The sequence below is a fragment of the Streptomyces sp. NBC_00490 genome (assembly GCF_036013645.1).
Lineage (GTDB): Bacteria > Actinomycetota > Actinomycetes > Streptomycetales > Streptomycetaceae > Streptomyces > Streptomyces canus_F.
The window spans coordinates 10,022,407-10,046,318 of the sequence record NZ_CP107869.1; the positions used below are offsets into that span (position 1 = coordinate 10,022,407).

Here is a 23,912-nt window from a genome sequence, read left to right on the forward strand (position 1 = left end):
CGCCCGCACTCGCAGTCAGTTCAAGACGTGACCACAGATATGCGAACCCGGGTGCGAAACGGAGACGCGGACGCCTTCGCGGAACTTTTCGACGCATACGCCCGTGCGGTGTACAACCATGCTTTCCGGCTGACCGCCGACTGGGCCGCGGCCGAGGACGTGATGTCGACGACGTTCATGGAGGCGTGGCGGCGTCGTGCGTCGGTCGAGGCCGACGGAGGCTCGCTGCGGCCGTGGCTGCTGGGCATCGCGACCAACGTCGCCCGCTCCCAGTACCGCAGCAACCGGCGCTACCGGAACGCGGCCGAGGCGGCGGCAGCCGCGGGCGCCGCCGAGGAGCAGGTCGAGGACCACGCCGAGGAAACCGCCGCACGGCTTGACGACCGGCGTCGGATCGCCGCCACGCTCACCGCACTCAGCCTGCTCAAGCGCCCCGAACGCGAGGTCCTGACGCTGTGTCTGTGGGAGGGCATGGAGTATGCCGAGGCCGCCCGCGCCCTCGGCATTCCCGTCGGCACTGTCCGTTCCCGGCTCTCCCGCGCCCGCGGCAAGCTCCGCAAGCTCGCCGACGCGGAACTGCTCAGAGAAAAACGGGAACCCACCACCGCGAACCGGCAGATAACAGGTGATCGCGGATACGTGATCCGGTCCGCACAGGAAGGAAACCGATGAACGCCAGCCCCTCCCAGCCACGTCCGGCTGAGTGGACGGAGACCCAGGGACTCCTGCCCTCCGTCGAGCGGGATCTGCCGGCGGGCCGCCACCAGTTCCACAAGGAGCAGATGATGGCCCAGATCCACGAAGACCTCCACACCGACCGTACGCCCGCCCGCCCGGCCCTCGCCCCGCGGCGCCGCAACCCGTTCCTGCGCCGTGCGATCGTGCTGCCCGCCGCGGCCTTCGCCCTGGCCGGCGCGGTGGTGGCCGGCGTCGCTCTGTCCGGCGGCAACGGGGGCGGCGGTAGGGCCGCGCTGGCCGCCGGCCCCGCCCTGACCACCCAGATCGGCGCCGCCGACGCCAAGGGCGCCCCCCAGTTGCTCGACCGCATCTCTTTGGCCGCCGCCGAGGTCTCCGGGCCCACCCCGCACGCCGGCCAGTACATCTACATCGCCTCGAAGGTGGCCGGCACCTACCCCCAGACCATCGACAACAAGACCACGGTGGTCAGCCACGAGCTGCACTCCCGCCAGGTCTGGAACTCCCTCGACGGCAAGAACGGCTGGCTGATCGAAGCGGGCGAGACGAGCGACGAGGGCATGACCCTGTCCAGCGACACCCCGATCGACTCGGCCTACGACGCCTTGGTGAAGCTGCCCACCGACCCTGACCAGCTGTTGCAGCGGATCTACCGGGACTCGGACGCCGTCCGGGACCACGAAGTGCCCCGCGACCAAGCGGCCTTCGTCGCCATCGGTGATCTGCTGACCGAGAGCTACCCGCCGGCCGACCTCTCCGCCGCCCTCTACAAGGCCGCGGCCAAGATCCCCGGGGTGGTGGCGGTGGACGACGCGGTCGACGCCGTGGGCCGTCACGGGGTGGCGATCGCCCGGCAGAACGACGCCGCCGGCGAGCGCACCGAGTGGATCTTCGACAAGAAGACCCTGCAGTTCCTCGGCGAGCGCAACGTCGTGGTCAAGAAGGTGGCGGACAGTCCGTTCAAGGTCGGCACCGTCACGTTCACCAGCGCGATCACACAGCGCGCCATCGTCGACGCCAGCAAGCAGCTTCCCGGGCAGGCGGGCTGATGCGTACCAGATCCTCATCGGCGGCGCTGGCCGCCCTGCTGGTCGCGGGAGTGATGACGGGCGTCTCGGTGACGGACACCGGTACGGGGCTCGGGTTGCGCACCGCGGACACTGACACCGCCTCCCAGTTCGGTGCGCGGACCGTCGGATCGGCCACCGCCGCAGGGGCGAGTGCCGGATCACCGGCCCGGTTCGTCACCCTGGTCACCGGGGACCGGGTCCGACTGGACGCCCGGGGCCGGGTGACCGGCGTGCAGCAGGCCCCGGGACGCGAAGACGTCCCGGTGTCCGTCCGGCGCCTCGGCGGTGAGCAGTACGTCGTGCCGGCCGACGCCGCCGCCCGCATTGGCCAAGGCACCCTGGACAAGAGGCTGTTCGACGTCAGCGCCCTGATACGCGCCGGATACGACGACACCAGGCGCGGCACGCTCCCGCTGATCGTGGCGTACGACGGGACGGGCGCCCGGCGCGCGAACACCCAGAAGTCGCTGGTGGCGGAAGCGGACGTCACCGTACGCCGGAACCTGCCCAGCGTGGGCGGGGCAGCGCTCACCGTGCCCAAGTCCGAGGCCGACGAAGCCTGGAAGACCCTTACCACCGCCCCGGGAGTCGCCCGGGTCTGGCTGGACGGCCGGTTCACGGCACGGGCGGTGCAGGGGGAGGCCAGCGGCAACGTCACACAGATCGGCGCGCCGGACGCCTGGGCCGCCGGGTACGACGGCAAGGGCGTCAAGGTCGCTGTCCTGGACACAGGCATCGACACCACACACCCGGACCTCGCCTCGCTGGTCACCGAGTCGAAGGACTTCAGCGGCACCGGCAGCACGGATGACCGCAGCGGCCACGGCACGCATGTCGCGGCGACCGTGGCCGGTTCGGGGGCCAGATCCGGCGGTCTGTACACGGGCGTCGCGCCCGGCGCCGAGATCCTCAACGCCAAGGTGCTCGACGACAGCGGCGAGGGCAGCGCTTCCGGCATCATCGCCGGCCTGGAGTGGGCCGCCGCGCAGGGCGCGAAGGTGGCCAACCTCAGCCTCGGCCAGACCGACACACCGGGCGACGACCCGGTCGAGGCGGCTGTGAACGCCCTCTCCAGGAGCACCGGCATGCTCACCGTTGCCGCGGCGGGCAACGACGGTCCCGGGCCCGGGACTCTCAGCTCCCCGAGCACGGCCGAGTCGGCGCTCTCGGTGGGCGCGGTAGACGGCAAGGACCGTATCGCCGACTTCTCCAGCACCGGCCCGACCGCCGACAGCGCGCTGAAGCCCGACCTCACCGCGCCGGGCGTGGACATCGTCTCGGCCAAGGCGGCACACGGCGAACTGGGCGACCCGGCGGCGGACGGCTACGTCTCCCTGTCCGGTACGTCGATGGCGACGCCGCATGTCGCGGGGGCCGCCGCGATCGTGGCACAGCGGCACCCCGACTGGACGGGAGAACGGATCAAGCAGGCACTGACCGCCTCCGCGGTCCCGACGGCCGGCCTGACCGGCTACCAGCAGGGAACCGGGCGGATCTCCGTGGCGCCGGCGCTCACCCAGACCGTGGTGAGCGAGCAGACCTCGGTGTCCTTCAGCGAGCAGCGGTGGCCCCACTCCGACGACCAGCCGCTCACCCGGTCCCTCACCTACCGCAACGACGGCGACTCTCCGGTCACCCTGGACCTCGCCGCCACCGCGACCGGCCCGTCCGGACAGACCGCGCCCGAGGGCATGTTCAGGCTCAGCGCCCCGCGACTCACCGTCCCCGCGGGCGGCACCGCGAGCGTCGACCTCACCGCGGACACCCGCACCGAGGCGACGGACGGCGCGTACACGGGCGCGGTCATCGCCGCCGGACAGGGCGCCGACACGACCGTACGGACGGCTTTCGGCGTCGTACGCGAGGCCGAGGCGCACGATCTGACCCTGAAGTTCCTGGACCGGGGCGGAAAACCCGTCAGCTCGCCGCTGACCGAGATCTTCGGCCACTCGGGCGACTACTGGACCACGGAACTGAACGACTCGCAGCAGATCGCCAAAGGCGTCTACAAGGTGCGCGTCCCACGTGGTGACTATGTCGTCGACACGGTGATGTCCGCAGCCGAAGGCGGAACCAGAGCCGAGGGCGCTACGGCCCTCGTCCGGCCGAAACTCTCGATCACCAGGAACACGACGGTCACCTTCGACGCCCGCAAGGCCAGACCGGTCGACATCACTCCGCCGAGCGGTGGCGGGAAGATGCTGGACGGCTTCCTCAACTTCGGCGTGAGCACCGCAAGCGGCGCGCACAACACGACTCTGTTCTGGGGCCCGTTCACGAATCGGCGCACCGCGACGCTGGGGCCGGCCGCCGCACCCGGGAAGCTCAGCACGCAGCTCGGCGGCCTGTGGCAGAAGGGAAGCACCACCTACAACCTCCTCTACAACCTGCCCGACCGCTTCCCCACCGGCTATCGGCACACCGCGCGCATGAGCGAACTCGCCCTGTTGAAGCGCCACTTCGGCTCCTCCGTCGCCCACCGCAAGGGCATCGTCAACGCCCTGTGGCACGGACCCTCCCTGGCGCTGGGCACGGTGAGCGCCCCGTTCCCGCTTCCAGCGACGGCGAAGACCTACGTCACCACGCCCAAGGGATTCGGCTGGACGGTCGGCCTCGGCCAGCAGAACGCCTCCGGGGACGACACCGACGTGTTCTACGGCAAGGAGAGCCCGGTGTCCTACCGGGCGGGACGGACGTACGAGTCGACGTACAACGTGGGCGTCTTCAGCCCGCTCGTCGGCGGCGCGTACGGCGCGCGTCGCAGCGGTGACACGCTCGACCTGTGCGTCCCCGACCTGGCCGACGGCGCCGGCCACCCGGCGTCCTCCGTGGCCGCACGGCACACGACGGTCACGGCGGGCGGCAGCACCCTCCTCGACAACGACGGCGACCTCTGCCAGACCGTCGACGACCTTCCGGCCGGCTCGACCCGGTACACGATCCGCACGGACCTGACCCGCCCGGCCACGGTGGCCGCAACCACCAGCCGCCTCACCGCGGCCTGGACCTTCACCTCGAAACACACGTCACAGCAACCGAGCGCCTCCACCCCCCTCCCTCTCTCCACCGTCCGCTTCCATCCCACCCTCACCCCCACCGGCACGGCCGCCTCCGGCCGCCGCACCACGGTCCCGCTCTCCATCGAGGGCCCGGCCGCCAAGCACCTGAAGTCCCTGGTGGTGAAGGTCTCCTACGACGCCGGAGCAACCTGGTCCGCCGTCGGCGTGACCACCGACCACGGCAAGAAGACCCTTGCCCTCACCCATCCGGCCAAGGCCCGTTCCGTCTCCTTCAAGACGACCCTGACCGACACCGCGGGCAACACCTACTCGGCGACGATCCTGAGGGCGTACCTCCTCACCTGACCCACCGGGCACAACCCGCGAAATGCTCGTCAGCTCCCTGCAACCCGCGTGCGGCGAACCGGTTGCCGGTCGCCGCCGTGCGGCGTCACGCCCGGAGAAGAACAGGCCGAAGGAGAGATGGACATGGACGAACGAGCCGAAACTCCGGGCGAGGAGACCGAACCGCAGGAGTCGCAGGAGGCGATCAGGGCCGCCCTGTGGGAGGCCTGGACGGCAGGGGGGCCGGCAGAAGGGACGGACAGGAAGCGGGGTCCCGTCGGGTCCTCCGCCATGGGTCCTCGTGCCGTCTTGCCGAGTAGGGCTTGGCTCCCGGCGTCGAGGCGTGGGGAGCTGAACTCCCGCCTGATGGGGGCAGGAACAGCGGATCCCTCGGGCAGGTCGGCTCAGGCGAACGCCGTCTCGAGCTGCCGGCCGAGTGCGGCGGAATCGGCAGGTGCGTCAACGGCGGCGAGAGCGGCGTAGCCGATGCGCCGTCAGGGCCGCCTCGACTGGTGGTGGCCCCGGTGCTCGGTGCATGCCCGAGTGGGGTGTTCGACTCGTTCGCCGTCCTCGGGCACGGAGTCCTCTCTGGCATGCCGGTGCTGCTGGTGCTCTCGTCGGCGGTGACCGACACCACTTGCTTCGAATTCGAAGCAGATGTAGTCTCCTCAACAGTTACTTCGAATTCGAAGCAACTCTGATCGCAGTGAAGGCGAGAACTCCCATGAAGGCAGTGCGTTTTAACGAGTACGGCGATGCGGGCGTCCTGCGCTACGAGGACGTGGAGCAGCCCGCCCCCGGCGCCGGCGAGGTCCGGGTCCGTGTCGCCGCGACGTCGTTCAACCCCGTCGACGGCAACATCCGCGCCGGCTTCATGCAGGGCCCGATACCGGTGGTGCTGCCGCACACGCCCGGCATCGACGTCGCCGGCACCGTCGACGCGCTGGGGGAGGGCGTGGACGGTATCGCGGTCGGTGACGAGGTTGTCGGCTTCCTGCCGATGGACGGCACCGGCGCCGCCGCGCAGTACGTTCTCGCGCCGGCCGAAGCCCTGACCCCGGCGCCCAAGAGCGTCCCGCTGGCGGATGCCGCCGCGCTGCCGCTGGTGGGTCTGACCGCGTGGCAGGCGCTGTTCGACCACGGCAAGCTGACGGCCGGGCAGCGCGTGCTGATCAACGGAGCCGGGGGAGCGGTCGGCGGCTACGCCGTGCAGCTGGCCAAGAACGCCGGCGCCCACGTCATCGCCACAGCCGGCCCGCGCAGCAGCCAGACCGTCACCTCGGCCGGCGCCGACGAAGTCATCGACCACACCACCACCAGCGTGACCGCGGCGGTGACCGAACCGGTCGACCTCGCACTCAACCTCGCACCGGTCACCCCGGACGAACTGGCCGCGCTCCTGACCCTGGTCCGCCCCGGCGGGGCCCTGGTGAACACGACGGTGTGGATGCCCGCCCCCAGCGACGAGCAGCGCGACGTACGCGGCATCGACCTGTTCGTCCGCAGCGACGCCGAACAGCTGGCCCAACTCGTGGCGCTGACCGACCGCGGCGAACTGCGCGTCGACGTCGCCGAACGGCTGCCGCTGGCCGACCTGCCGGCACTCCATGCCCGGGCCGCCGACGGCAGCGTGCACGGCAAGGTCATCGTCGTCCCGCCCGCCGCCTGACACCGATCCTCCACCGAAAGGTACTCAGCTCGGATCCCGAAATCGCCCAGGCGCTGGCCCCGATGGCCAGCGCCTAGCGGACGCCACACCACCGGCCATAGGTGACATCGCGGCGCGCCATGTGGCCGGCCCTGCTCGGCGACGCTGCGGGCGGGCCCGCCCGCCCCGCTACCCGCGCTCAGGGGGCGAAGACAACGTCACGAGGGGTGTCGAGGCAGCTGCGCCGGTGTCGTGACCGGCCCGGTGCGAGTGTCGTTTTGACGATGGACGCCGCGCACGGCGAGAGCATGATCACGTGAGGGACGGGGGCTTTCAGGGTGCCGGACGACGAGGCTGTGGCTTGGGCTGCTTCACCGGTCGCAGCAGCACTGCCCGGTCAGGGGCGCCTTGCGGTCCCGGAGGTGGTGCCTCGAGCGGAGGCGCGCTGGGCGTGGCTGCTCAGTGACGGCGGCGAGCCACGGAACTGGATGCTGCTCTTGGCCCCGCTGCTGGGCTGGCACGGCGACGGTTGGGTCGGCATCGGCTGGGGAGCGGTCGCGGCGGCGTTCACCGGAGTGTTGCCCACGGTGATTCTTCGGTTCGGTGAGCGCCGCCAGTACTGGGGCGACCGGCATGTGCGGCGGCGGCAGGACCGTATCGTGGCGGCCCCAGGGGTGATGGCCTCGGTCATCACCGGCACCGCATTGCTGCATGGGTTCGGTGCTCCCGTCGAGGTGACGGCCCTGGTGACGGCGATGGTCGCCGTTCTGCTCGCCCTCTTGGTGGTCACCTTCTTCTGGAAGGTGTCGGTGCACTCCGCCGTCGCTTCCGGCGCCCTCACCATTCTCGTGACGGTCTTCGGCCCCTGGTTGCTTGTGTTGGCTCCCGTGGTGCTGTTGATCGGCTGCTCCCGCGTCCGGCTGCGTTGCCACACCGCCGGTCAGGTCGGCCTCGGGCTCCAGCCAGGGCGACATGAGGTGAGTACCTTGTCCCTTCCGACCTGCCCGTGCTCGGCTGGCTCCATGGCGGCAGAAGAATCCGAGCACATGCAACTCATCCACCGCTGGCTGGCTGGCGAGGTGGTCAACAACAACGTCGGCATCAAGGTCGTCGGAGGCCCCTCCAACGGCCGAACAAAGATCGTGAAACTCGGTTCGGACGGGACACCTCCCGCCCGGTTCCGCACCTCTGGCGGCCGGGCAGGACCTGACCGACATCTCTACGAGGCAGTCCGCTCCACCAACGCCCCAGCAGGCTGGGTCTATTCACACATCGGCATCGACCCCACACCCGAGACTGAAACAACCCACAGACTGGAACAACGCCCCAATCCGCTTGACTAAAGAGATAGGGGCCGGTGCAGGACGGTCCAGGGGTTCTGCTCGTCGTTGACCAGGCCGTCCTGTTGAACGTCACTGGATGGGGTAGCAGGATTTTGGCAAGGTCCCCCCCGCACGAAAGTGATGAGAGTCCCATGGCAGAGACGCGAGACGTCGTTGAACTCATTCTCCAGGACCACCGGAAGATGGAGGATCTCTTTCGGCTGATGCGCAGCGTCGAAGCCGACCGGGCTGCCGCTCTGCGGGAATTCTCCGATCTGCTGATCGCGCACGCGCTCGCGGAAGAGGCGAAGGTCTATCCCGCCCTCAAGCGCTACAAGAAGATCGACGATGAAGAGGTGGAACACGGCGAGGAGGAGCACGAGGAGGGCAACAAGGCACTCCTGGAACTCCTGGAAGTCGACGAGGTCGGCTCCGAGGAATGGGACGAGAAGCTGGAAGAACTCGTCCAGGCCGTCACCCACCACGCCGATGAGGAGGAGCGCACCATCCTCAACGGAGCACGCGAGAGCGTGGCCATGGAGCGCCGTGAGGAGCTGGGCGAGGCGTTTATGGAAGAGCGCGCGCGTCAGCTGAAGGAAGGCTGCGGTGCCGTCGACAACGTACGCCGCATCGTCGGCTCCTGACCGCAACCCGTTGCCCCGGCCCGGACGGTCGTCGGCGCTGGGAGGCCCCGCCCGCCGACCTTCAGGTTCCCGCGCACTTCCTTCCCGGGTGCAGGGAGAGGGACCGTAGTTGGGTCTGGGTCCTGACGGCCGTGAACTCGCGGGTGATCTGCTGTCCGGCGAGCGCGCGATGCAGGACGCCGGGGAGGCTGGGGTCCGGTGGTTTGGAGGCGCAGGTTCCACTGCTTCACCGGGCCCCAGCTATGAGGCCCGGTGCCCCGGGAAGGTGGTAGTTACACCGTTTGCCGGCGAGTTTGGTCCTTCCAGGACATGCCTGTGGGCTCCGGATGTCTCCGGAGCCCACAGGCATGCTGCTGATTGCGGGGTTACCAGCGATACCAGCGGCCCTTGCGGCCGCCTGTGTCCGCGGAGCGCATGACAAAGCCCAGCAGCCAGACGACCAGCACGATGACCGCGATCCACCACAGTGCCTTCAGAGCGAAACCCGCGCCGAAGAGGATCAGAGCCAGCAGAAGAACGAGAAGCAGGGGAACCATAGTTATCAACCTCCGTCGCTCCTCGTGCCCGGCAAATGCAAGAACACGCGGTCGATTTCCCTGGTTTCTCCACTGCTTATGCGGGCACTCAACCCAGTTTCTTCACGGTGTCCACCTGTGGCCGGTGGGCGGCAGAGCGATCGGAGGCGCGGCCCGGTAGGCACCCGTGCTGGATGCGCACGGCTACGGAAGTGCCAGCGGCCCGCGCGGAACTGCGCCGCCAGGAGCGACAGCTTTGGGCGTTGAAAGGTGCCCGGTGAGCCGCCGGCCGGAGCACCTCACGGTGCGCAAGGAGCAGGCCCTGTCCCAGATCCGCCGCTCGATCCTCGACCGAGGGGAAGCCGTCGGTGCGTGAGCTCGGAGCGGTCCTGGGACTGCGCAGCCCGGCATCGGTGGTCTACCACCTGCAGAACCTGGAACGCAGCGGCGCCCTGGTCCGCGACGGACGCAACGGGAACACCTGCCGGCCTCAGCGGGAGTGGCCGCCCGGGCGCGCGGGCCGAGCTCGGCGACGAGATCGCTGAGGGACTCGGGGCCGCGGGAGTTGCTCAGGACGACAGTCCATCGGAATCGCCGGCTGGGCCGCCTCGGCGGTCTGGGCCGGAATTCACCCGGCGGACGTGGACACAGCGACACTCCGATCACCTCACGTTCGCGCCCCACGCCCGTTCCCGGCCAACATCCCGCCGCCCGCAGCGCCATTTCGCGACCACAACCGAATTCGCCGACGTGCCTGCCCCGTTACATGCGGGACAGGACATGCATCAGCGGCGGGCTGCTGGGCACCCGAGGACAGGTAGACATGCTGGTTGGTCAATCGAGGGAGGCCGCGATGAGTGGCAAGGACAAGGTCGAGAACACCGGCGACAAGGCCAAGGGAAAGGTCAAGGAGACGGTCGGCAAGGCGGTCGGCAACGAGCGGCTTGAGGCCGAAGGCCGGGCGGAGCAGGCCAAGGGTGACCTCAAGCAGGCCGGCGAGCATGTCAAGGACGTCCTCAAGGAATGACCCCCACGCCTCCTGCACAGCAAGAGGGGCCGCAGCCACTTCCTCGGAAGGGGTGCTGCGGCCCCTTGCTGTGTCCACCCGGATGACGCGCGAGAGGTGCCGTGAACATGGCCATGCCTGTGTGCGACCGCTCTCCTTACTCGAGGACCCTGCACCGCAGGTGGCGGGAAGAGAAGGCGGGGGTGGGCCTTGGCGTAGCCCCTGTCGTCCCGGTGGGGTGAGGCAGGGTGTCGGGAGGCTGCATACTCGTTGATCATTGCGGGGCTGTGGAGCCTCGTGCTGGGTTGTAAGGGTCGGGTTCAAGGGTGTGGGGGATATGACGGACGTGAACGATCTGGCCGCTACGGACGTGGTGGAGAACCCGGCCGTATCGGAGCGCCAGGGTGGCGTTGTGGCGCGGTGGTTGCTCCAGCATCGGGTGCAGGCGGTCAGCTCGGCGGCGGAGACAGGTGCGGAGGAGTCTCATGCCTGGTGGAAGGTGATGTGCCTGACCGGCGTCGACTACTTCTCCAGCCTGGCCTACGTGCCGGCGATCGCCGCCCTGGCAGCCGGTGCGGTCTCCCCGGTGGCCACGCTTGTGCTCGTGCTTCTGACCCTGCTGGGGATGCTGCCGATGTACCGGCGGGTGGCCCGCGAGAGTCCGCACGGGGCCGGATCGGTGGCGATGCTCGAGGACCTGCTGCCGTTTTGGCGGGGCAAACTGTTCGTCCTGGTCCTGCTCGGGTTCGTGGTGACCTCGTGGATCATCACGATCACCCTGTCCGAGGCTGACGCCTCCGTGCATCTGGTGGAGAACGCCTACGCTCCGCAGGCACTGCACGGACACGAGGTCGCCATCACCTTGGCGCTCCTGGTGCTCCTGGGCGGGGTGTTCCTGCTCGGGTTCAGCGAGGCCGTGAGTGTAGCCATCCCTTTGGTCGCCATTTTCCTCACGCTCAACGCGGTAACCATCGGCGTCGGCCTGGTGGATATGTTCACCAACCCCGGCCCCCTTTCGGCATGGAGCAGCGCACTCGTCGAAGGCGGCGGACTGGGTGACCTGGCCGGACCCGCGCTGCTCGCCTTCCCGCTGCTGGTGCTGGGCCTGTCCGGGTTCGAGACCGGGGTGAGCATGATGCCGCTCATCTCCGCCGAGGGCCAGACCACCGAGCAGCGACTGAAGTCCCGCATCCGCAACGCCCGCAAGCTGCTCACGACCGCCGCGCTGGTCATGAGCGTCTACCTGTTGGCCGCCAGCTTCGTCACCACCGTCCTCATTCCCCACAAGGAGTTCGAGGAAGGCGGCGGGGCCAACGGCCGGGCTCTTTCCTGGTTGGCCCACGAACACGTCGGGGAAGCCTTCGGCACCGCCTACGACATCAGCACCATTCTGATCCTCTGGTTCGCCGGCGCCTCCGCGATGGCCGGACTGGTCAACATCGTTCCGCGCTATCTACCGGCCTACGGCATGGCCCCCGAGTGGGGCCGCGCAGTGCGACCCGTCGTCCTGGTCTACACGGTCCTGTGCATCATCATCACCCTCGCCTTCGACGCCGACGTCGACGCCCAGGCTGGCGCCTACGCCACCGGCATCCTCGCCATGATGGTCTCCGGCGCGTTCGCCGTCACCGTCTCCGCCCACCACCGCCGCCAACGCGCCGTGACTGCGGGATTCGCTGCGCTCACCGCGGTGCTGCTCTACGCGCTGGTCGCCAACATCATCGACAAGCCGGACGGCATCACCATCTCCGCGATGTTCATCCTCGGCATCATCATCGTCTCGCTGATCTCCCGCATCTCCCGCACCACCGAACTACGCGCAGAGAAAATCGAGTTCGATGAGGCCGCCCGCCAGTTCATCGCCGACACGCTCGCCCACGACAACGCCATCAACATCATCGCCAACCGGCGCGAGGCCGGCGACGGAGCCGAGTACGCGGACAAGGAACGGGAGCAGCGCGGGACCAACCCGGTACCCGGCCTCGCCGACGTGATCTTCCTGGAGATCGACGTGGTGGACCCGTCCGATTTCAGTGAGACCCTCCATGTTCACGGCGTAGAAGTCGACGGGTACCGGATCCTGCGCGCCGAAGCCCCCGCCGCGCCGAACGCCATCGCCGCGATCCTCCTCAACCTGCACGAGACCACCGGCGTCCAGCCGCACTGCTTCTTCGCCTGGGCCGAAGGCAGCCCCCTGACCCACATGTTCCGCTACTTCCTGCTCGGCCGCGGCGATACCGCCCCTGTCACCCGCGAGATCATCCGCCAGCACCAGCCCGATCCCGCCCGCCGCCCCGGTATCCACGTCGGAGGCTGACACTGCACCGCCCCACCTGCAAGGTCGGCACCGCGGAAGCCGATGCCTGGGTTGCCGGCCAACTGACCACGATCCTCGCGGGGCAGGCCGACCGCGCCGTTCAGGAGATGACCACTCAAGCCGACCAGGCCGGCCTCCGTGTCAGTCGGCGAGAGTTCGCCAGATGCGGTCCGCTGTTCGCGGGAGGTCGTCCTGCCGGGTTCTCCATAGATCTAGGGCGAGCTTTTGGTTTCGCCTGCCCCCCGACTGGAACAGCTTGACGCTCTTGGCCTGACGCGGAGCATCACATCAGGGCGGGGCTCTTCGAAGGAGGTCCTGCGGGAGGCGGGTCCCGGGATGTGTGTGAACTGGCCTCGTATGAGGGGCCGTTCGGCCTGTATTCCGTGCTGTTGGGCCAGCTCCTTTTGCTCTGCGGGGGAGGAGGATGGCTGTTGATGGAGTGTCAGGCTCCGCCAGGACGGCGGGGTGACACGCGGTGGCAGCTCTCCTGAAGCGATGGCTGCCGTGCTGGGATGCCCTGTCGGGGATGCCACGGCGGAGTCGGCGCTGCTGAGGCTGTGGCCGGTCGTTGGCGGGAGGGCACCGGCTGCGTGCCCGTGCGGCCGTGCCGTGCGGGCACTTCCCTGCCCGTCGGCTGGTGCCGATGCGTGTCAGGGCTGAAAGGCCATCATGCTCGGATGCGGCGTGCACCGGTGTTGAGGTTGAAGCCGCGCCTGGGGTGGCTGAGTGTGGCGGCCGCCGCCCGTCGGCGAGGGTGGCGACCGCCTCGCGCGAGGACCCGACGCTCCCCTTGGGTCGTGTCCTCGCGCGGGTGCCCTTCGACGCGGCGCCGCGGGAGTGGCCCCGCCGCCGGAGGGCAGGGGCTGGGGCCGCGATGTCGGCGATTGTGGCGGCTCCAGCTGGCCTGTGCATGGGACGGTCGCGCGACTCGGGGGCTGGGAGCCTTCAGGGCGGGGGCGGGGGAGCCGACCGCCCGCTACTGAGCGTAGTGGAGCGGCCGGGTGATCGGAACGGCCCGACCTTCTCCAGCTCGTCGGAGGTCGTGTCTCCGTAGGCCTCGGCGAGCGGCCTCTGTGCTTGAGGTTGTTCGGGGCGTCGAACAGGCGGGGCTTGTGTCCTTACATAGCGAGAGACGTTGCCCACAGTCATGCAGGTCGCCGTGAGTTGGGGTATCTGGGTTCGGAGGTCAGATTGGCACCGGGCGGACAGTTGCCATTTGACAACTATGTCTTTGAGGCAAGAGGGTGGAGGTCGGACCGTGGGTGGGGAAGGATCTGGATGCTCCGGTGGGCGCAGGCCGCTCCGTACGCTGAGCGCCGGCGTCGGACGGCAGGCAGCGCGTGAGGTGTCGGCGGCGCGCCGCTCAGGCGCTCTGGCTGCCGGAGCCCTGGGCGTCGTCGTGTATCTGCGCCGCCGCCGCGTCACAGAACGCCTCAAGACCCTGCAGCAGTGCGGTCCTGTGGGCGGCGGGCATCTGGTCGAGCACGGCCTGCAACGCCTTCTCCCGGCGCGCGCGCAGATCGGCGAGGAATGCATGGCCTTGGCTGCTGAGGTGCAGGCGCACCTCGCGTCTGTCGGCAGGGCTCACCACACGCTCGATGAAGCCGGCCGCCTGCAGACGGTCGCACAGCCGGCTGGTCGACGACGGCGTGGAGGCGAGGGCGTCGGTGAGGATACGCAGGTTGACGCCCTCGTGGTGCTCGAGGACGAGCAGCACGCGCAACTGGGACGCCGACACAGGCGCCGTCGAGGCCCGGCCCCACAGCACTTCCAGCAGCTCCGCGGCCGTGGAGGTCACGCGGGCGACCTCGGTCGGCTCAGGGCGGGGGCGGAAGGAAGTCACAGTCACACTCTCGCAGGCACCGGGATGACCGTCAGCGTACTAGGCGAGCGGGCTGGTGCGGGATGGGCCGGACCGCCCGCGGCCCCAAGAACGACTCCGTCACGCGTGTGAGACGTGCGGACGTCCGATGAAAGATGGGTGTATTTACTACCGTGGACAGATTTGTGACCGCCGAGCGTGCCTTGCGTACGGCGGCGCCGCACCAGTTGCTCGACGCGGTCCGTCGTGTGCTCGCCGAGCAGTACGCGGCGGACTCCGTCGAGCTCTTCATGGCCGACTACGGCCTGACCGTGCTGCAGCCGGTGTCCGTGCTGCCGCACACCCTGGAGCCGGTGTCGGTGCACAACAGCCCGGCCGGCCGGGCCTTCGGCGCCCAGGAGCCGTTCATCGAGGGACTTTCGGACGGCCTGGTGCGCGTGCACCTGCCCGTCACCGTGCGGGGAGACCGGCTCGGCGTCTTGTCGGTGACCCTGCCGGGCGGGGACCACGCGCGCGGCGGCCTGAAGGAACTGGCGGAGATCGCCGAGGTGCTGGGGCACGAGGTGGTCGTGGCCGAACGGGACACGGACCTCTACCTGCAGGCACGGCGCAGGGACCGGCTGACCCTGGCCGCCGAGATGCAGTGGCAGCTGCTCCCTGGCCGCTCCTGCGCCCGCCCGGAGTTCGAGCTGGGGGCGCAGCTGGAGCCGGCGTACGCGATTTTCGGCGACAACTTCGACTGGTCGGCGACCGCCGACCGGCTGATGCTGTACGTCTCCAACGGCATGGGCGAGGGGATTGAGGCCTCGCTGCTGACGAACCTGGCCATCAACGCCCTGCGCAACGCCCGCCGGGCCGGCATCCCCCTCGACGACCAGGCGGCCCTCGCCGACCAAGCGGTCTACGCCCACTACCGGGGCCGCTGCTACCTGTCGGTCCTTATGTTCGACTTCGACCTCGTCAGCGGGCGGGCCTGGGTCGTGGACGCCGGCTCCCCGCAGCTGCTGCGCCTGCGCAACGGCACGGTCGAGCGCGTCACTTTCGAGGCCCAGCTGCCGCTGGGCATGTTCGAGGAGACCAACTACGTGGCGCAGGAGTTCGAGGTCGAGCCGGGGGACCGCCTCGTCTTCGTCAGTGACGGCGTCTATGCGGTCGCCTCCCCCGGGGGTGAGTCGTACGGGGACGCCGCCCTGGCTCGCGCGATCTTGTCCACCCGGCTGCTTCCCGCCGCCGAGGTGCCCCGGGCCGTCCTCAGGGAGCTGACGGGCCACCGTGGCCAGGCGGCGCCCAACGACGACGCCCTGGTGGTCTGCCTGGACTGGCGCGGGCGACCGCAGTGACCGCCGCCGCCCAAGTTTCGGCGGCCACGTGTTGTTTGCACCGGACCCCAAGCGCTAATGTTTGTCATACGGCAACTATTGGCTGATCGCCTGCCGCCCGGTGGCCACACGGCCCTGTCCCAAGGGAGAAGATGCAGGTGTCGGAACAGGGAGAGGCCTCCGGATCGGTGGCGCGGCAGGTGGGCGCGTTTCTTGAGCGGCGCCAGGAACAGATCGCGCAGCGCTGGGCCGATGCCGCCGTGTTCCGGACCGTGTTCACGCTCTCCCGGGACGAGGCGGTGGAGGCGGGCAAGGCCGTGGTGGACGCCCTGGCCGAGGTGGCCGCTTCGGGCCGGCTGGAGGACATCGCGGCCCCGGGTTTTTGGCCGGTGCGTGAGCAGCTGGCGCGGATGACGGCCTCCCGGACCCGCAGCGGATCCACTCCGGCCCAGATAGCCGACGAAGTGGCCGAGCTGCGGGAGCCGGTGCTCAGCCTGCTGCGCGAAGAGTTCCCGGATGTGACCGATGCCCGCTTGCAGGAGTGTCTGCTGGCGATGACCGTGCTGATGGGCACCCTGCGCCTGGTGGTGATGGAGACGGCCCTCAGCACGAGTGAGGAGCTGATCGCGCGGCAGCGTGAGCAGTTGCTGGAAGTGGCCACCCCGGTGATCAATCTGTGGGAGGGCGTCGTGGCCGTGCCGCTGATCGGCACCCTGGACAGTGCCCGCAGCCAGGTGGTGATGGAGAGCCTGCTGGACGCGATCGTCTCCGAGCGGGCCCGGTACGCCATCCTCGACATCACGGGCGTCCCGACCGTGGACTCCCTGGTCGCCCAACACCTGATGAAGACCGTGGCCGCAGCCCAGCTGATGGGCGCCGAATGCATCGTCTCCGGCATCCGGCCCGCGATCGCGCAGACCATCGTCCACCTCGGCATCGACCTGGGGGCCATCCTCACCCGCACCTCGCTGGCCGACGCCCTGTCGCACGCCCTGAGCCAGCAGGGCATCGAGGTCTCATCGCGCACACCCGTCGGTGCGAGCCGGCGGTGAACAGCCCTCCCTCCGCTCTCGCGACCCGGGTTCCGGTCCTGACACTGGGAGACATCCTGCTGATCACTTTGCAAGGCGAACTGCATGACGGGACGGCCGAGCAGCTCCAGGCGGACGTCGCCCGCCGCATCGCGCACAACACGGCGACCGGTGTAGTGATCGACATCTCCGATGTGGACCTCGTCGACTCGTTCCTGGGGCGGATCCTTGCCGAGATCGCCTCCAGCGCCCGCCTGCTGGCGGCCCGCACGGTTTTGGCGGGGATGCGGCCGGCCGTGGCGATCACCCTCGTCGAGCTGGGGCTCACGCTGCCCGGGCTGCACACCGCCCTGGACGTGGACCGAGCCAGGAAACTGCTCGTCCGGCCCGAGCCGACAGGCCCGTCGGCGGGGGGCGGCCCATGATGCCCGCCTCCTGCCACGCCACGGCGAAGCGCCTGCCCATCGGCTCGGACGCGGACCTGGCCTGGGTACGGCAGCAGGTGCGCCAGGCCGCGGCCGAGCTGGGATTCGGGCTGGTGCAGCAGACCAAGCTGGTCACCGCGGCCAGTGAACTGGCCCGCAACACTCTCGTCCACGGCGGGGGCGGACACGTGGAGATCACCTTGCTGGACCACCAGCACCCCCCGGGACTCCAGTTGTCCTTCATCGACACGGGTCCGGGCATCCGCGACCTCGAACAGGCGATGACCGACGGCTACACCTCCGGCGGCGGCCTGGGCATGGGCCTGAGCGGGGCCAAACGACTGGTGCAGGAATTCGCCGTCGACAGCCGGCCCGGTCAGGGCACCACCGTCACCATCGCCGCCTGGGCCGCGATGCCCTCACCCCGGCCGGTGTCCGGGTGAGCCGGGTGTGGGACATCCCGGTGCATGACTCGACCCGGGTCCGCGACGTCCACGTGGCCGCCGAGTCGGCCTGCGCCCTCGCCGGGCTCTCCCCCCACCGCACCGCGGTCGCCGCCCTGGTGGCCACCGAGCTGGCGACCAACCTCCTCAAGCACGCCGGCGGCGGCCATATCATGATCAACCTCGTCGAGCGTGTGCCGGCCGGCGCCGACGCGGTCAGAGCTTCGGTCCAGATCCTCTCCCTCGACCACGGCCCGGGCATCACCGACGTCACCGTGGCGCTGGGCGACGGCTACACCACCGCGGCCGCCGCCTCACTGGGGGCAGGCCTGGGAACCTGCCTGCGCATATCCAACGACTTCGACCTGTACGGCGCCCCTGGACGGGGGACGGTCGCGGTAGCCCGCATCGATCACGAGCCCGCCTCCCGGCACGTCCCCAAGCAGCGTCCGACGGGCCCGCGGGCGGGAGGAGTCAATGTCTCCCTCGCCGGGGCCGAGCACTCCGGTGACGCCTGGAGCTGGGCGCGCTCCGGCAACCAGGTGACTCTGATGCTCTGCGACGGGCTCGGCCACGGCGTCAAGGCCGCGGAAGCCTCCAACGCCGCCGTTCAGGAACTGCACCGCGCGGCCCACCTGCCACCCGCCGACCTGCTGCGGCGCCTGCACGCCAGGCTACGAGCCACCCGGGGCGCCGCCGTCGCGGTGGCACAACTCGATGCGGACGCCGGACAGCTCTCCTTCGCCGGGGTCGGCAACATCGGCGCGCGGCTGCACACCGCCGACGGCTGGCAACCGTTCCTGTCCCACCCCGGGATCGTCGGCGCGCACTTCCCGGCCACCGTGCCCGTCCAGCGAGTCCGGTGGGGGTCCGGCAGCCTGCTGGTCCTGCACAGCGACGGCCTGCCCAGCCGCTGGACACCACCGGACGACGCTCTCCTGCTGACCCGCGATCCGGCGGTGGTGGCCGCGGCCGTCCTGCGGGACGCCGGCAGCGACGCCCGCCCCGTGCGCGACGACACCAGCGTGGCCGTACTGGCCCCCGACGACCGGATCCCACACCCATGACCGCCGCCTCCCACGTCTGGAAGATCGGCTCACCTGCTGACGCGGCCCGCGCCCGGACCCTCCTCGCGCGTCTCACGACACAAGCTCACGCCCCCCTGATCGAGCGCGCACGCTTCCTGACCGCCCTGTCCGCACACCTGCGACAGTGCCTCGACCAGGGCGGCGTGTGGGAACTGCACGTCAACACCAGCCAAGCCGCCGATTCCGGCGACTACTTGGAGGCCCTCGTACGACCACCCGGAGGCCGATCACACGTTTCGCCGTGGCGTCACCTGCTCGCCTGCCCCGAATCCGTCCGGCTCGGCATGCCGGACGTGGACGATTCAGCGCTTCCCGAGGCCCTGCTGGCCGTGGACGACGACACCGCGGCGGTCCTCGGCAGGCTGGATGAGCAGCAGGACCTGGTCCGCCTGCACCGGGAGGAACTGCACCAGACCAACCAGGGGGTCCTGGCACTCCATGCCGAACTGGAGGCCTCCGCGCTCGTCCAGCAGGACCTCCTCGACGCCGAACGAGCGGCCCGCAGCGAGGCGGAGAACGCGCGACGCCTGCTGACCTTCCTGACCGACGCCAGCGCCGAGGTGACCGCATCCCTCAGCCCCGAGGACATCCTCGGCCGGCTGCCTGAACTCCTGGTCCCCGTGTACGCCCGTCATGTCGACGTCTGGCTCTTCGACGACGAGGCCCCACCGGACGGACACCGTCCGGCCGCCGCGGTCACCGCAGCCCGCACCGGCCGTCCGCAGCACGCCGCCGCCCATCCCGGTGCCCTGCCCGGCGTCGACGACCTGCCTCCCTCCGCCCTGGCCCCCGCACAGACGCTGCTGTGCATACCCCTCACCGTCCGCCACGCCCTGGGCGTGCTCACCCTCACCGCGCCCGGCCCCCGGTTCGACCCGGACACCTCCCTCATGCTGGTCGAACTCGCCCGCCGCATCGGCATCGCCCTGGACAACGCCCGCCGCTACGAACAGCACCGGGACACCGCCGAAGCCCTGCAGCGCGCCCAGCTCACCGACCTGCCCACGACACCGGGCCTGCGCCTGGCCGCCCGCTACCTGCCCGCCACCCACGGACTCAACATCGGCGGCGACTGGTACGACGCCTTCACACAGCCCGACGGAAGCCTGCTGGCCGTCATCGGAGACGTCACCGGGCACGGGCTGCACGCGGCCATCGTGATGGGGCAGCTGCGCACCGCGCTGCGCGCCTACGCCGTCGAAGGCGACAGCCCCGCCCAGCTCCTCACCCGCCTGCACCGGCTCATGCGCCACCAGCACCCGGAGCTGTACGCGACGGCCGCCGTCGCCCGCTTCCGGCCCGGCGACCCCACGGTGGTCTGGGCAGCCGCCGGACATCCGCCGCCCGTGGTGCGAGCTCCCGACGGAGCGGTGGGCGTCCTGGACACCAAGCCAGGGATCATGCTGGGCGTCCCCCTGCCGTACACCTATGAGGATCACTCGATCGAACTGGCGTCCGGCTCCACGCTCGCCCTCTACACCGACGGACTCGTTGAGCGCCGCGCCCTGGGCATAGACCTCGGGATCGGCCGGCTCGCTCAGGCACTGTCCTCGCTGCGCCCGACGGACCTGGACCTGGACGTGGCGGCCGAGTCCCTGCTCAAGCCTTTGCTGGATGACTCCGAACGCGACGACGACGTCTGCCTGCTGCTGTGCCACACCACTCCCACGCCGCCCAGCCCCCGCTCAGGCGTCCGGGCCGGTGCGGGGGCGAACCAGCCCCGCGAATAAGGGCAGATCGAAACGACTATCCGCTCCGCACGGCCTGGAAGCAGGGTTCGTGGCAATAGCGTGGAGGTGACAAGTGGAGAGGGTGGATTCCATGTACACATCTGAACCGTTCCCGACCGCCGAACTCCGTGCCGCCCCGCCCCACGAGCTGGTCGCCACCGCCCGCCGCCTCCTGGCCGACCGTGTCGGAGCCGAGGACGTGACCCTGCTTCTGGCCGACTACGGGCTGAACGTTCTGCAACCGGTGACGCACCTGCCGCACACCGCAGAGCCCATCGCCGCTCACGACGGGCCCGCCGGACGCGCCTTCATCAGCCAGACGCCGGTCGTCGAAGCCCGCAACGGATCCACACCCGCCCACCTCGTCCATCTGCCCCTCACTGTGCGCGGCGACCGGCTGGGCGTCCTGTCGGTCCGCCTGCCCAGCGGCGCAACCGACGCCGCCACCATGCTGCAGCTCACCGACTTCGCCACCGCGCTGGCCCACGAGGTCACGACCGCCGACCGGGACACCGACCTGTACCTGCAGGCCCGCCGTACCCGGCGCCTCACCCTCGCCGCCGAGATGCAGTGGCAGCTCCTGCCCGGACGTGGCTGCGCCCGCCAGGAGTACGTCATCGGCGCCCACCTCGAGCCGGCCTACGCCGTCGGCGGCGACAACTTCGACTGGTCGACCAGCTCCGACCACCTCACCCTCACCGTCACCGACGGCATGGGCCAAGGCATCGACGCCACCCTGCTCACCCACCTCGCCGTCGGCGCCCTGCGCAACGCACGCCGCGCCGGAATAGGGCTCGCCGACCAGGCCTGCCTCGCCGACCAGGCTCTCTTCGCCCAGTACGGCGGCAAGGCGTATGCCTCGACCCTGCTGCTGCAGTTCGACCTGGACTCCGGCACCGTGCACGCCGTCGACGCCGGCTCCCCCCAGCTCTACCGTCAGCGCGACGACACGATCGAGCAGATCGCACTCGAAGCACAGCTCCCACTCGGCATGTTCGAGGAGACCCTCTACGAGGAACAGACCTTCCATGTCGAACCGGGCGACCGGCTGATCGTGGTCAGCTCCGGTGTCCACGGCGCCCTAGCCGCCGACGGCGGATCCTTCGGGGAACGTGCCCTGCGCCAGACCCTCAGCGCCACCCGGCGCGAGCCCCCGCACGAGGCGGCACGCGCCATGGTTTCCGGCTTGATCGAGCACTTCGGCAGCAAGGACCTCGCCGCCGACGCCGCGGTCGTCTGCCTGGACTGGACGGGCCGCGCCAGCAACACGGAGCGGCACGCCGCGCCGGCGCACTGACTTCCCTCACCCACAGCCTGGATCATCAAACCGCGACAGCGGGGCAGCCTGCGCACGGAGAAAGGCCTTGAGACCGCGGCTCAGGGCGACTCTCTCGGCTGGTTCCATCACCCGCAACGCGACCGCCAGAGCCTGCGCTCGACGCCCCGCCACCTCCCTGAGCACATGCCGGCCGGCCGGGGTCAGGCTCAACTGCACCTCGCGGCGCTTGCGCGGATGCGATACGCGCTCCAGCATGCCGGCCGCCTCAAGACGGTCACACAGCCGACTGGCCGTAGGCAGCCCGATGTCCAGCCACTCCGCCCAGCCCGTGAGATTCAACCCCGGAGCCGCCTGCAGAGCACGCAGCGCCCTCAACTGGTGCGGGGACAGCCGCAGCGCCACGCCCTGCGCAGCGACGGACCACAAATCCGTCAGGCTCTCCACAGCGTCGGCGATCTCCAGCGCCATCGCGTCAGGGTCCTCACCTGCCCCGCTCGCCTGCTCGTCACCGGGGCCGTCGAGGCGCGTCACGAACAAATCACCTTCAGCAAGCCCGGGTCCATGCAAATGCGATGCTCATGCAAACGCTGGTACCCGAAGAGCCAACGGGCACGCAACCGCTGAGGTGTGCGATCGTCGATGTGCCCATCCGCACCCTGCCCTTGCAGCTGGCGCCCCGTCCCGCGCCGGCGTCTTAGGAAGCTGGGGCTGAACCGGCGGCCTCAGATCAGGTCCTGCGGGTGTTCGCCACCCGCCGACGCGGAAGCGGTTTTCAGCGGCTGAGCCGCTGTGGCGGCCTCGTGACCGGCTGCGAGGTCGACGAGGGCGCGCAGGGTGAGACGGGCTTCCGCTGGATGCCGCAGGGGCTCTCCCCGGCGGGAGCCTGGTTCAGCGGCTGGCGATGCGCTGGCTGACCGGGTATCCGCCCACCGGATCGCGCTGACCGCCCACAACCGCGCATCCCTTCGGCTGTCCACGGTCCTCGTGGGCTTCATCACGCGGGCCACGGCACGGGCGGGCGTCGAGAAACGCCGGCTCCCCGCGGTGCGGGGGCCGGCGCCTCGGCGGAACCTGTTACGGGTTGACGCAGCCGATCGAGCCGACCGGATGGTTGTTGCCGGTGGAGGTGGCGGTGAAGCCGAAGCTCACGCTGCCGTCCGGCGCGACGGTCCTATTGTGGTCGACGTTGCTGACCGTGACCGTACCGTCGGATCCGGTACTGAGCGTGCCGTTCCAGACCTGGCTGAGCCGGGTGCCGGTGCCTAGCTGCCAGCGCACCGCCCAGCCGTTCATCGGTGACGTGTTGTGGTTCATCACCTGGACGGATCCCTGGAAGCCGCCGTTCCAGGCGTTCGTCACCGAGTAGATGGCCATGCAGCCGGTGTGCGGGTCTGTCGGGGTGGGCGTCGGCGTGGGAGTCGGCGTGGGCGTCGGGGTGCCGCCCGAGCCGCGGATGCCGGTCACCTCGCCGTTTCCGCCGTCGAAGACGACGTCGGAACAGGAGAAGAAGTTCTCCTGGCTGTCCGAGCGCACCCACTGGATGAACAGCACCGCGTCGCCCGAGCGGCCCGTGGGCAGGTTCAGGTTCCAGAAGTAGTGACCGGAGTCGGTGCCCACCGAACCCGACTGGGCGGGGTTGGTGACGGTCTGGATGAGCTCCAGGTCGCTCCAGCCCAGCGGGGTGCTGGGCGAGTAGCCGGGCTTGGACAGGTACACCCGGAAGTCGCCCGGATGCGCCGCCCAGTTGCTGTACCGGACCTGCATGCTCTTCCCGGAGGTCAGATGCGTGCGGGGCCAGTCGGAGCGAGCGGCGTTGTAGCCGGTGAAGTTGTACGGGGAGCGGTCACCGGCGCTGCACAGCTTGCCGTCCGGTACGTAACCGGGGCCGCGCCCGCCCGCGTTGGAGTCGAGCACGGCGAACCAGTTGTACAGCGCCGTCGATCCGCTCTCGGCCAGCGCGGCCTTGCACGCCGGGTTCGTCGGGTCCAGGGCGCCGGTGCCGGTCTTGGCGTCTTGGTAGCAGAGATATGTCCGCGATCCGGGCATCATCGCCACCCCGTGCGCCTGCGCGGTGCCCTGGCCGAGCAGGGCCAGACCGAGGCCGCTCAGCAGGGTGGCGAGCACCGCCGCCCAGAAGAGGAGCCGGTTTCGTCGTCGAACCATGGTGCCTCCTGTCGTTCCTTTGCTGTCCGCTGTGGAGCCCCCGCCCGCCC

The 23,912-nt window shown here is 70.0% G+C and carries 19 protein-coding genes and 2 pseudogenes; 16 read left to right on the forward strand and 5 right to left on the reverse strand.

What is annotated here, in order from left to right; translation table 11 throughout:
- Nucleotides 1-39: 39 nt before the first annotated feature.
- The 6 genes from OG381_RS45830 to OG381_RS45855 all read left to right on the forward strand — a co-directional run bounded on the left by OG381_RS45830 (nt 40) and on the right by OG381_RS45855 (nt 8,724).
- Nucleotides 40-672 (forward strand): RNA polymerase sigma factor, encoded by a 633-nt coding sequence (locus OG381_RS45830; protein WP_443062070.1) that lies wholly within the window; start codon nt 40-42, stop codon nt 670-672.
- Nucleotides 669-1,745 carry a CU044_5270 family protein gene (locus OG381_RS45835; RefSeq protein ID WP_327721922.1) on the forward strand — a complete coding sequence of 359 codons (1,077 nt, stop codon included), beginning with the start codon at nt 669-671 and terminating at the stop codon, nt 1,743-1,745. The genes OG381_RS45830 and OG381_RS45835 overlap by 4 nt, the downstream gene beginning before the upstream one ends.
- Nucleotides 1,745-5,131: a S8 family peptidase gene (locus OG381_RS45840; protein WP_327721923.1), complete on the forward strand. Its 3,387-nt coding sequence runs from the start codon at nt 1,745-1,747 to the stop codon at nt 5,129-5,131. Before OG381_RS45835 ends, OG381_RS45840 begins: the two co-directional genes overlap by 1 nt.
- A 703-nt stretch (nt 5,132-5,834) precedes the next feature.
- Nucleotides 5,835-6,779, forward strand: a complete 945-nt coding sequence (locus OG381_RS45845; RefSeq protein WP_327721924.1) for an NADP-dependent oxidoreductase — start codon at nt 5,835-5,837, stop codon at nt 6,777-6,779.
- A gap of 317 nt (nt 6,780-7,096) precedes the next feature.
- Nucleotides 7,097-8,101 carry a hypothetical protein gene (locus OG381_RS45850; RefSeq protein WP_327721925.1) on the forward strand — a complete coding sequence of 335 codons (1,005 nt, stop codon included), beginning with the start codon at nt 7,097-7,099 and terminating at the stop codon, nt 8,099-8,101.
- Nucleotides 8,102-8,232: 131 nt separating this feature from the next.
- Complete coding sequence (locus OG381_RS45855) at nt 8,233-8,724, forward strand: hemerythrin domain-containing protein (RefSeq protein WP_327721926.1); 492 nt, start codon at nt 8,233-8,235, stop codon at nt 8,722-8,724.
- A 365-nt stretch (nt 8,725-9,089) separates the two neighbouring features.
- On the opposite strand, the gene OG381_RS45860 is transcribed toward OG381_RS45855, so the two are convergent.
- Nucleotides 9,090-9,260: a DUF5670 family protein gene (locus OG381_RS45860; RefSeq protein ID WP_030933194.1), complete on the reverse strand. Its 171-nt coding sequence runs from the start codon at nt 9,258-9,260 to the stop codon at nt 9,090-9,092.
- Between the two features lie 347 nt (nt 9,261-9,607).
- Between OG381_RS45860 and OG381_RS49795 the strand changes: the two are divergent.
- A pseudogene (locus tag OG381_RS49795) lies at nt 9,608-9,655 on the forward strand (hypothetical protein); the annotation flags it as partial.
- Between the two features lie 66 nt (nt 9,656-9,721).
- On the opposite strand, the pseudogene OG381_RS45865 reads toward OG381_RS49795, so the two are convergent.
- Nucleotides 9,722-9,812, reverse strand: a pseudogene (locus OG381_RS45865) (oxidoreductase); the annotation flags it as partial.
- 280 nt (nt 9,813-10,092) lie between these two features.
- On the opposite strand from OG381_RS45865, the gene OG381_RS45870 reads away from it, so the two are divergent.
- Nucleotides 10,093-10,266: a CsbD family protein gene (locus OG381_RS45870; protein ID WP_327721927.1), complete on the forward strand. Its 174-nt coding sequence runs from the start codon at nt 10,093-10,095 to the stop codon at nt 10,264-10,266.
- A 316-nt stretch (nt 10,267-10,582) separates the two neighbouring features.
- Complete coding sequence (locus tag OG381_RS45875) at nt 10,583-12,562, forward strand: amino acid transporter (protein WP_327721928.1); 1,980 nt, start codon at nt 10,583-10,585, stop codon at nt 12,560-12,562.
- Between the two features lie 1,363 nt (nt 12,563-13,925).
- On the opposite strand, the gene OG381_RS45880 is transcribed toward OG381_RS45875, so the two are convergent.
- On the reverse strand, nt 13,926-14,411 hold the full coding sequence (locus tag OG381_RS45880; RefSeq protein ID WP_327721929.1) for a MarR family winged helix-turn-helix transcriptional regulator: 486 nt from the start codon (nt 14,409-14,411) through the stop codon (nt 13,926-13,928).
- Between the two features lie 146 nt (nt 14,412-14,557).
- Here OG381_RS45880 and OG381_RS45885 point away from each other — a divergent pair, with 146 nt between their 5' ends.
- The 7 genes from OG381_RS45885 (at nt 14,558) to OG381_RS45915 (ending at nt 21,717) form a co-directional block, all read left to right on the forward strand.
- The gene (locus OG381_RS45885) at nt 14,558-15,724 is read left to right on the forward strand and encodes a PP2C family protein-serine/threonine phosphatase (protein ID WP_327721930.1); all 1,167 of its coding nucleotides are present in this window, start codon (nt 14,558-14,560) and stop codon (nt 15,722-15,724) included.
- Between the two features lie 131 nt (nt 15,725-15,855).
- A complete protein-coding gene (locus OG381_RS45890) occupies nt 15,856-16,755 on the forward strand; it encodes an STAS domain-containing protein (RefSeq protein WP_327721931.1) in 900 nt (299 codons plus the stop codon).
- Nucleotides 16,752-17,159, forward strand: coding sequence for an STAS domain-containing protein (locus OG381_RS45895; RefSeq protein ID WP_327721932.1), 408 nt, complete (start codon nt 16,752-16,754; stop codon nt 17,157-17,159). Before OG381_RS45890 ends, OG381_RS45895 begins: the two co-directional genes overlap by 4 nt.
- Nucleotides 17,159-17,602, forward strand: a complete 444-nt coding sequence (locus tag OG381_RS45900; RefSeq protein ID WP_327722732.1) for an anti-sigma regulatory factor — start codon at nt 17,159-17,161, stop codon at nt 17,600-17,602. Before OG381_RS45895 ends, OG381_RS45900 begins: the two co-directional genes overlap by 1 nt.
- Nucleotides 17,599-18,669 (forward strand): SpoIIE family protein phosphatase, encoded by a 1,071-nt coding sequence (locus OG381_RS45905; protein ID WP_327721933.1) that lies wholly within the window; start codon nt 17,599-17,601, stop codon nt 18,667-18,669. Before OG381_RS45900 ends, OG381_RS45905 begins: the two co-directional genes overlap by 4 nt.
- A complete protein-coding gene (locus OG381_RS45910; protein ID WP_327721934.1) occupies nt 18,666-20,420 on the forward strand; it encodes a PP2C family protein-serine/threonine phosphatase in 1,755 nt (584 codons plus the stop codon). The genes OG381_RS45905 and OG381_RS45910 overlap by 4 nt, the downstream gene beginning before the upstream one ends.
- Before the next feature lie 91 nt (nt 20,421-20,511).
- Entirely contained in the window at nt 20,512-21,717 is a 1,206-nt protein-coding gene (locus OG381_RS45915; RefSeq protein ID WP_327721935.1) for a PP2C family protein-serine/threonine phosphatase, read from the forward strand.
- Between the two features lie 6 nt (nt 21,718-21,723).
- Here the strand turns inward: OG381_RS45915 and OG381_RS45920 are convergent, their stop codons facing one another.
- Both OG381_RS45920 and OG381_RS45925 read right to left on the reverse strand, forming a co-directional pair.
- Entirely contained in the window at nt 21,724-22,230 is a 507-nt protein-coding gene (locus tag OG381_RS45920; RefSeq protein WP_327721936.1) for a MarR family winged helix-turn-helix transcriptional regulator, read from the reverse strand.
- A gap of 543 nt (nt 22,231-22,773) precedes the next feature.
- Nucleotides 22,774-23,862 (reverse strand): lytic polysaccharide monooxygenase, encoded by a 1,089-nt coding sequence (locus OG381_RS45925; protein WP_327721937.1) that lies wholly within the window; start codon nt 23,860-23,862, stop codon nt 22,774-22,776.
- Between the last annotated feature and the right edge of the window lie 50 nt (nt 23,863-23,912).

What these genes read in the sequence shown, in the direction of transcription:
- OG381_RS45910 (WP_327721934.1), top strand. Translation starts at nt 18,666, where the DNA reads ATGACCGCCGCCTCCCACGTCTGGAAGATCGGCTCACCTGCTGACGCG.
- OG381_RS45915 (WP_327721935.1), top strand. Translation starts at nt 20,512, where the DNA reads ATGTACACATCTGAACCGTTCCCGACCGCCGAACTCCGTGCCGCCCCG.
- OG381_RS45855 (WP_327721926.1), top strand. Translation starts at nt 8,233, where the DNA reads ATGGCAGAGACGCGAGACGTCGTTGAACTCATTCTCCAGGACCACCGG.
- OG381_RS45870 (WP_327721927.1), top strand. Translation starts at nt 10,093, where the DNA reads ATGAGTGGCAAGGACAAGGTCGAGAACACCGGCGACAAGGCCAAGGGA.
- OG381_RS45925 (WP_327721937.1), bottom strand. Translation starts at nt 23,862, where the DNA reads ATGGTTCGACGACGAAACCGGCTCCTCTTCTGGGCGGCGGTGCTCGCC.
- OG381_RS45845 (WP_327721924.1), top strand. Translation starts at nt 5,835, where the DNA reads ATGAAGGCAGTGCGTTTTAACGAGTACGGCGATGCGGGCGTCCTGCGC.
- OG381_RS45900 (WP_327722732.1), top strand. Translation starts at nt 17,159, where the DNA reads ATGCCCGCCTCCTGCCACGCCACGGCGAAGCGCCTGCCCATCGGCTCG.
- OG381_RS45830 (WP_443062070.1), top strand. Translation starts at nt 40, where the DNA reads ATGCGAACCCGGGTGCGAAACGGAGACGCGGACGCCTTCGCGGAACTT.
- OG381_RS45875 (WP_327721928.1), top strand. Translation starts at nt 10,583, where the DNA reads ATGACGGACGTGAACGATCTGGCCGCTACGGACGTGGTGGAGAACCCG.
- OG381_RS45840 (WP_327721923.1), top strand. Translation starts at nt 1,745, where the DNA reads ATGCGTACCAGATCCTCATCGGCGGCGCTGGCCGCCCTGCTGGTCGCG.
- OG381_RS45860 (WP_030933194.1), bottom strand. Translation starts at nt 9,260, where the DNA reads ATGGTTCCCCTGCTTCTCGTTCTTCTGCTGGCTCTGATCCTCTTCGGC.
- OG381_RS45890 (WP_327721931.1), top strand. Translation starts at nt 15,856, where the DNA reads ATGCAGGTGTCGGAACAGGGAGAGGCCTCCGGATCGGTGGCGCGGCAG.
- OG381_RS45835 (WP_327721922.1), top strand. Translation starts at nt 669, where the DNA reads ATGAACGCCAGCCCCTCCCAGCCACGTCCGGCTGAGTGGACGGAGACC.